This window comes from Maribacter sp. 4G9, assembly GCF_002742265.1.
GTDB lineage: Bacteria > Bacteroidota > Bacteroidia > Flavobacteriales > Flavobacteriaceae > Maribacter.
The window spans coordinates 32762-40049 of record NZ_MDGL01000022.1; the positions used below are offsets into that span (position 1 = coordinate 32762).

12 protein-coding genes are annotated in these 7288 nt (G+C 42.1%); all 12 read left to right on the plus strand.

Features of this window, described 5'->3' with window-relative positions; translation table 11 throughout:
• Positions 1–228, plus strand: a complete 228-nt coding sequence (locus tag BFP75_RS02470; RefSeq protein ID WP_123803302.1) for a hypothetical protein — start codon at positions 1–3, stop codon at positions 226–228.
• A gap of 5 nt (positions 229–233) precedes the next feature.
• Positions 234–602, plus strand: a complete 369-nt coding sequence (locus tag BFP75_RS02475; RefSeq protein ID WP_099543096.1) for a DUF6876 family protein — start codon at positions 234–236, stop codon at positions 600–602.
• A 58-nt stretch (positions 603–660) separates the two neighbouring features.
• Positions 661–891 carry a hypothetical protein gene (locus BFP75_RS02480; RefSeq protein ID WP_099543097.1) on the plus strand — a complete coding sequence of 77 codons (231 nt, stop codon included), beginning with the start codon at positions 661–663 and terminating at the stop codon, positions 889–891.
• A 78-nt stretch (positions 892–969) separates the two neighbouring features.
• A complete protein-coding gene (locus BFP75_RS02485) occupies positions 970–1665 on the plus strand; it encodes a SprT-like domain-containing protein (protein WP_099543098.1) in 696 nt (231 codons plus the stop codon).
• Positions 1666–1733: 68 nt separating this feature from the next.
• Positions 1734–2492: a ParA family protein gene (locus BFP75_RS02490; RefSeq protein WP_165776523.1), complete on the plus strand. Its 759-nt coding sequence runs from the start codon at positions 1734–1736 to the stop codon at positions 2490–2492.
• Positions 2489–2764 (plus strand): hypothetical protein, encoded by a 276-nt coding sequence (locus tag BFP75_RS02495; protein ID WP_099543100.1) that lies wholly within the window; start codon positions 2489–2491, stop codon positions 2762–2764. Before BFP75_RS02490 ends, BFP75_RS02495 begins: the two co-directional genes overlap by 4 nt.
• 9 nt (positions 2765–2773) lie before the next feature.
• Entirely contained in the window at positions 2774–3022 is a 249-nt protein-coding gene (locus BFP75_RS02500; protein WP_123803304.1) for a hypothetical protein, read from the plus strand.
• Positions 3023–3052: 30 nt separating this feature from the next.
• Complete coding sequence (locus tag BFP75_RS02505; RefSeq protein WP_099543102.1) at positions 3053–3322, plus strand: hypothetical protein; 270 nt, start codon at positions 3053–3055, stop codon at positions 3320–3322.
• Between the two features lie 10 nt (positions 3323–3332).
• A complete protein-coding gene (locus tag BFP75_RS21685; protein WP_165776524.1) occupies positions 3333–3473 on the plus strand; it encodes a hypothetical protein in 141 nt (46 codons plus the stop codon).
• 35 nt (positions 3474–3508) lie between these two features.
• A complete protein-coding gene (locus BFP75_RS02510) occupies positions 3509–3937 on the plus strand; it encodes a nucleotide triphosphate diphosphatase NUDT15 (RefSeq protein WP_099543103.1) in 429 nt (142 codons plus the stop codon).
• 122 nt (positions 3938–4059) lie between these two features.
• Positions 4060–6954: a Tn3 family transposase gene (locus tag BFP75_RS02515; protein WP_099543104.1), complete on the plus strand. Its 2895-nt coding sequence runs from the start codon at positions 4060–4062 to the stop codon at positions 6952–6954.
• Between the two features lie 146 nt (positions 6955–7100).
• Positions 7101–7288: hypothetical protein (locus tag BFP75_RS22050; RefSeq protein WP_133118647.1), on the plus strand; the 188-nt coding region annotated here is incomplete at its 3' end.

Below are 7288 nucleotides of genomic sequence, written 5' to 3' on the forward strand. Positions count from 1 at the left end.
ATGGCAAATTTAATCAGTTTTCTACAATACATCGGGCTTATGCCCAAGAATCGCAAGAACACCAAAAATCTTCCAACCGGTGTGCGGACTTCGATTATCAAAATACATCAGGACATTAAACAGATTGAGGTATTCTCCCCTATTGAACTGGACGAACTGGGAAATCCTATCGACGACCCAAAAAGCCCTTGTTTCCATCCGTTCATTTCCGAAACCGAAATCAAATAACGGTCATGGGAAATACGAAACACAAAAAAGAAAGGGAGATAAAGGCAGCCTTGGAACGGTTTCAGGGCGGGGACGAACTTTATACCAATGAGACAATCGATTTCAGCTATACCGAAGGGGTGTACTGGCTTGCAATCAACCATTTCCCCCATTGGTTCATTTATGGGATCGGTCTGGTATGTGGGGAACTTGAACCCAAAAACCCATTTATCACGGTAACATTGGTGCGTACAAGAAAAGGTATTGATATAACCTATGACGACGGTAACGGCAATACACTTGAATCCAAGCACTACGATACCTTGACGATACCTATTCAGGAAATCAAGTTTTACTACACCACCAAAACCCTGTTATTACCGAGCGAATATTAAGTATATACCACATACTATATAGGATTAGTATATATAGTATGTGGTCAATTAAAAGATTATGGCAAAGGAATCAATATCGGAGATCCGGGAACTTTTGAGAAATGCGACCGAACGACTTGAAGAAGTCAGGGAAAAGGGCGACGAAGCAATATCCGCTTATGATCTGTCCATGGGTTACGATGCGAATTTTTACCTGAACGTTTCCCCGATGCTTGAATGTCATGTGGACTATTACCAACGTCAGTTGGATGAAGCCCTGAAACACGGGGAACAGTTGAAACTGTTATAAAAAACCAAGAGTACTAAATATACTATATAAGTGTAGTATGTAGCGTAAAAATATATAGTACTATATAAATTTAATTCAATGGAAAATTCAAATAAACCCTCATCAAAATTTTACGGTCTGTTCCAATACGTGTTCGACCATTATAACGATGCGCTTTTCGGTGGTACGATCAAGGATTGTCTTATAGTCGTAACCCGAAGAAAGAACGTGTTCGGACACTATGCGCATAAACGTTGGTTCAGCGTTCAGGACCAAGAAACGGACGAACTGGCGTTGAACCCCGCCATGTTCGTAAAGTTCCCTTTATTGGAAATATGCCAGACCATCGTACACGAAATGTGCCACGGTTGGCAGTACCATTACGGGAAACCCTCCCAGGCGGGATACCACAACAAGGAATGGGCGAACAAAATGATAGAGGTGGGATTGATGCCGAGCAGAACAGGAAAGCCAGGGGGAAAAACCGTAGGTCAGAACATGAACGATTATCCCATTGAGGACGGTCTATTCTTGGAAGCTACCGAGGAACTGATGAACAATGAAATTTTCGCAGGGCTGTATCTAGAGGTCAACCCCGAAATCGTCAACCTTTTGAACGATGATTCGCCCCTGTACGAACAGATAAAGGATCTGACCGTTACCCATACGTTCACAAAGCCCAAGACACCCATAAAGTCAAAATACTCTTGCGGATGTTCCAATGTTTGGGGCGCACCCAATCTTAACATCGGTTGCAACAGTTGTGGAAAGGTTATGAAAGAAATTATTAAGTAAATAAAGTATGTATAGCATACTATATATACTAAACATATTATATTTGTATGGTAAAAGCTAAGAACACAATGAGCATAACAGCTATAATGAACCAAAAAGGGGGGGTCGGTAAAACGACCACTTGCATCAACTTGGCCGCCCAAGCGGCATTGAGCGGTAGGACCCTGATGGTGGATGCGGACAAGCAGTCCAGTCTATCACGTAATTTTGGGGAAGCAGACCCGAAAACAAGCATCTATGACGCTTTTATGGGCAGACCCTTTGAAGTTGTCAATGTACGGAAGAACCTTGACCTGTTGCCTGCAACAATCGATTTTGCGGGTGTCGATTTGGAGATTCAAAACGAGTTTTCTAGGGAAATGATCCTTTCCAAGGCCATTTCCAAGATCAAGGGCAACTATGAATATATCTTTATCGATTGCCCACCCGATATTAGCCTTGTTACGATAAATGCCCTGGCATGTTCGGATTTCGTGATCCTTCCCATCAAAGCTTCAAGATTCAGCATTGATGGAATTACCATCATGCTTGATTTTATAACGAAAATCAAGAACGGGCTTAATCCCGATATTTCCATTCTAGGATTGCTTTTGACCCACTATGACGAACGTTTGAAAATAAGCAAGCACATTGAAAAGGAAATCAAGGAGAATGGCTGGGACGTTGCCCTGTTCGATACCCGGATACGCAACAATACGGCTATCGAAAATTCACAGTTCGAGAAAAAGACCATTTTTGAATTTGACAAAAGATGTCATGGAACCATCGACTATATGAACCTTGGCAAGGAAGTAAAACGAAAAATCAGAAAACACAATTCACTATGAGCATAGATAATTTATTGGCAGGAAGCAAAAAGAACAAGGGCAGTGCCAAAACGAAGCAACAAGACGCACCGATTGAGGAAGCGCCCCTAAAAGTGTACAGGCGTTTGTACATATTTCAGGAATCGGTGGAACTTTTGGACGATATAACCTATTCCAAGGAACAGCAGGGGGATTACTCCTATACCCAAGGGGATGCCATCCGTGAAGGATTGGAACTTTTAGCGAAGAAGATAAGCGCCAAGAAAGCCCCACAGGGGTATAAGAAAAAATAATCCATAGTTATGAAAATGACCTTTTACATCGACAATCGGGTGGACCAAAAAAAGGAGCTGACCCATTCGGAACTGATCAGCGAATTCGTGGCCAACGAACAGGCTTATCAAAATCTTTTGTACGGTCAACCGTTCGAGCGTTGTTTTTTGGCATCGATGCCCGGGGTCCCGGAACCGGTTAGGATTTCCGATGAAGATTGGAAGGGTCTTTGGAACGAGTTCAAAAGTCAGGTGCCGAATCCTGAATATAAAGTGTAGATTTTGAAACCCTGAATAAACAATATAAGCATGAAAACAGAGGATATCTTAAAAATGATTGAAGGGCAGAACCATCAAATGGATGTTAGCAAGCTTCTTATCAATGTTCTTTGTGAAAACATCCTTAATCAAAAATACCTTCAGGCGATTTTGGAATCACAAATACAGATTATGGCAAAATTAAACGACAACCCCGACATTGATGTGGAAGAGCAATTAAATACTGTTCATGATAAGATTATGGAGGCTGCCGATGTGGAAGTTCTAGAAGCTTTTCAACAAATTATTCGAAAGGATTAAATAAACGATTATGAAATATACAAAACCAGAAAATTTTAAGCCTACTGCCGAACAAATGAAAGTTGCTGCAGAAGAACTGTCAAAACATCTTTCTAAAGAAAAAGTATTGAAAACTAGAGATGGGCAAATAATCAGAGGCAAAAGAGATTAAGGTCTAAATAAACGATAATATAAAACCAATGGAATATGAATAGACCAAAAGTTGGTATTGGAGTGATAATTCAAAATGACAATAATGAAATTTTAATAGGTAAAAGAAAAGGAAGTCATTCACCATTTTATTCAATCCCGGGAGGACATCTTGAGAATGGCGAAACATTTGAAGAAGCCGCAATCAAGGAGGTTTATGAAGAGACTGGATTAAAAATCAAGAATCCAAAAGTAATATGTGTTACAAATAATTTGAGAACATATATTAAGGAAAACAAACATTATGTATCGATTAATTTATTTACAAATGATTATGAAGGAAAATTAGAAGTAAAAGAAGTAGATAAATGCGAATCTTGGGAATGGCACTCATTAACAAAGATTCCAAAGCCACATTTTGATGCAAGTGAATTTGCAATTCATTGCTTCATAAAAAATCAATTTTATATTAGTGGACAAAAATGAAAATTTCCTACAACAAGGGGTAGTGACCTCATAGCTACGAAAAGTATCAATTCAGCTCATAAGCCCCATAAATACAAGGGTTGGTAATTTAGCATAATCCTTAAATTGTCAAAAAGTCAAAAATGGAAGACAATTTAAGCACAAACTGGTTTATAAGTTACGACGAAGCAGAACTACTTAAAAACAAGAGATACCCACATAAACTGGCATTTGCACTGCAGTTAAAGAATTATTCGGAAACCGGTGCCTTCATATCGAAAGAAAAGGACATAAGATCTGATTTGATCGATCATCTCTGTACCCAATTACATACGAATCCATCGATTTTGAAAGATTATAATTGGATGTCAAGTACGGCCAAAAGGCACCGTTCAGAGATTCTGATGTTCTTAAAAATTGGACGTCCAGGCGCAGTCGACCAACAAGAATTGAGATTTTTGATGTGCGACCAATTGTTCCCGACAGGCATCCAAAAGGAAGAGGCGAACGATCTTGCCAAAAAATGGTATTTCGAGAAAAGGTTAAAGTGTCCTCCGGAAAATGCCCTTTACAGAGAAATAGCGTCTGCCTTTGCCGACTTTGAAAATAAGCTGTTCACCCATGTTGCCTCACTTTTGGGAAGAGGAACGACTGAACTGTTCGACCGCTGCCTTAGAAGTGAACCACATGAAAATGGTTCGTTCACCTGGATTCGTTCCGACCCTGGCCGTACCAGTCTAGCTACCATTCTCAGCGAACTGGACAAATTGTCGTTTATCGAGGACTGCGGATTGCCCGCAAAAGAAATCGGCGGGATACATCCCAAGATTCGGGAAAGGCTTTACAAAAGGATAGCCTCCGAGTCGGCCTGGGAAATAAGGCGGCACCCACCATACATAAGGGATACCTTGATGTGCATCTTTCTTTATGTCAGAAGGCAGAAAATCATCGATGACCTTGTGGACCTGTTCATCCTCCTAGTGGGAAAGCTATCAAAGAAGGCGAAAAAGAAAGTGGAGACCGTATTGGTAAAGGAAATGAAACGGGTCTATGGCAAGACGACACTTTTGGCACGAATTGCTAAGGCATCATTGAAAGACCCTAAAGGCACCATCACCAAAGTAATATTTCCAATTGCCAGCAAAGCGAAACTCTCCGATATCGTCAAAGAGCACAAATATTCCGGAAAGGGTTTTAAAAATGAGATACACAACTTGGTGCGTTCCAGTTATTCCTCCCACTATCGGAGAATGGTGCCACAGATATTGGGCAGTCTGACCTTTAGGTCAAATAATGATTCACACGCGCCCATCTTGGATGCCATCGACTGGCTCATGGAGAACCCAGTACACAACTCAAAGTTTTCTCTTGCCGATGGTTCGGTTCCCACATCGGATATTATCAGGCCCAGTTTTATAAAACTTATCAAAGGGATGGGCAAAGGTGATATGGACCGAGTGGATTATGAAATAGCCGTCCTCGAAGCTTTGAGAAAACGACTTCGGTGCAAGGAGATATGGGTGGAAGGGGCGGATAAATACCGTAATCCCGATGAGGACGTTCCCATGGATTTCAATATTAACAGGAAATTCTACTATGACCGGTTGGGCGTTGAGAACGACCCGGCAGAGTTTACTAGCGGACTGAAGGAAGAAATGGAGACCGCATTGAGAATGTTGAACGAGAACCTGCCATCCAACAAATATGTAAGGTTAAGGCAGTCGGGAGTTAAGAATATCGTACTCTCTCCCTCGGATCCTCTCATGGATCCACCTAATATAAGTGCGCTCAAGGGAGAGGTCCAATCCAAATGGCCAATGACCTCCCTTTTGGATATACTTCGCGAGGCGGACAGTTGGTCCAGCTTTACAAAATCGTTCAAAAGTGTGAGGACTTCGGAACGGTTGTCGCCCGAACAGCTCAGGAAAAGGTTGCTTTTGGTGCTCTACGGCCTTGGAACCAATATGGGGCTCAATCGTCTGGCATCGGGCAACCAAGTCAGTTACAAGGAGCTCCGCCATGTCAAGAACGCCTATATCCATAAGGATTCCCTGCGTAGGGCGATCAGGGAAGTCGCCAATGGGACATTCTTGGTCAAGGACACCAAACTTTGGGGCGAGGCCACCACCTCATGTGCCTCGGATTCAAAGAAGTTTGGTTCTTGGGACCAGAACCTGATGACGGAATGGCACATAAGGTACGGGGGAAAAGGTGTAATGATCTATTGGCATGTCGACACCCGCTCAACCTGTATCTATTCCCAACTGAAGAAATGCTCCTCCTCTGAGGTGGCAAATATGATAGAGGGGGTGCTCAAGCACTGTACCGATATGAAGGTTGAAAAACAGTTTGTGGACACCCATGGCCAGAGCGAGGTCGCCTTTGCCTTTTGCAGGCTATTGGGGTTTGAGCTGATGCCAAGGTTGAAGAGCATCGCCTCACAGAAACTTTACCTTCCGGATATTTCCCTAAAGAAAGAGCTCAAAAACCTTTTGCCCATACTAAATAGGGGCATTAAATGGGAAATCATAGAAAGGCAATATGATGAAATGGTAAAATACACAGCCGCTCTGGAACAGGGAACGGCCGACCCCGAATCGATTTTGAAAAGGTTCACTAGGGGAAACGAAAGCCATCCGACCTACAGGGCCCTTCAGGAATTAGGGAAGGCCGTGAAAACGATATTCCTTTGCCGTTACTTGGCCGATGAAAATGTTCGAAGGGAAATACACGGGGGCCTGAATGTGATAGAGAATTGGAACTCTGCGAACGGTTTCATCTTTTTCGGAAAAAGTGGCGAGGTTTCATCGAACCGTTTGGAAGAGCAGGAACTGTCTGTACTGGCATTACATCTGCTTCAGAACTGCCTGGTTTATGTCAATACACTTATGATACAACGTGTGGTGGCCGAAAACGGATGGATGGAAAGATTTGACAAGGAAGATTATCGTGCATTGAGCCCATTGATACATGCCCATGTGAACCCCTATGGAAAGTTTGAGTTGGATATGGACAAAAACCTTGGACTTGTTGTATAGGTCGATTATCTCTGTGCCGAAAAAGGTTCGTTTTATGACACTACAACGGTTTGTGTATGAAGCGTTGGCATTTCTAAGCACTTCATTTTCAGTTTACCGTAATGTTTATTTATAACTGTAATGTTCATTTAACCACTTATTGCCCAATGATTTATACACGTTGTGCCTGTTGCACAAGTTATAAAAAAAGGGGCATTTCGATCTTGCCGATCCGTAAAAGGATCGTAACTTTAGGTATGCAGGGTAAAAAGGATTATCAAGAGAAGCTTTTCAATAATTTCCAATTAAGTGACCGGGTACCGCAGACGAATTTCTACCGTCGTTTAAAAGGCGT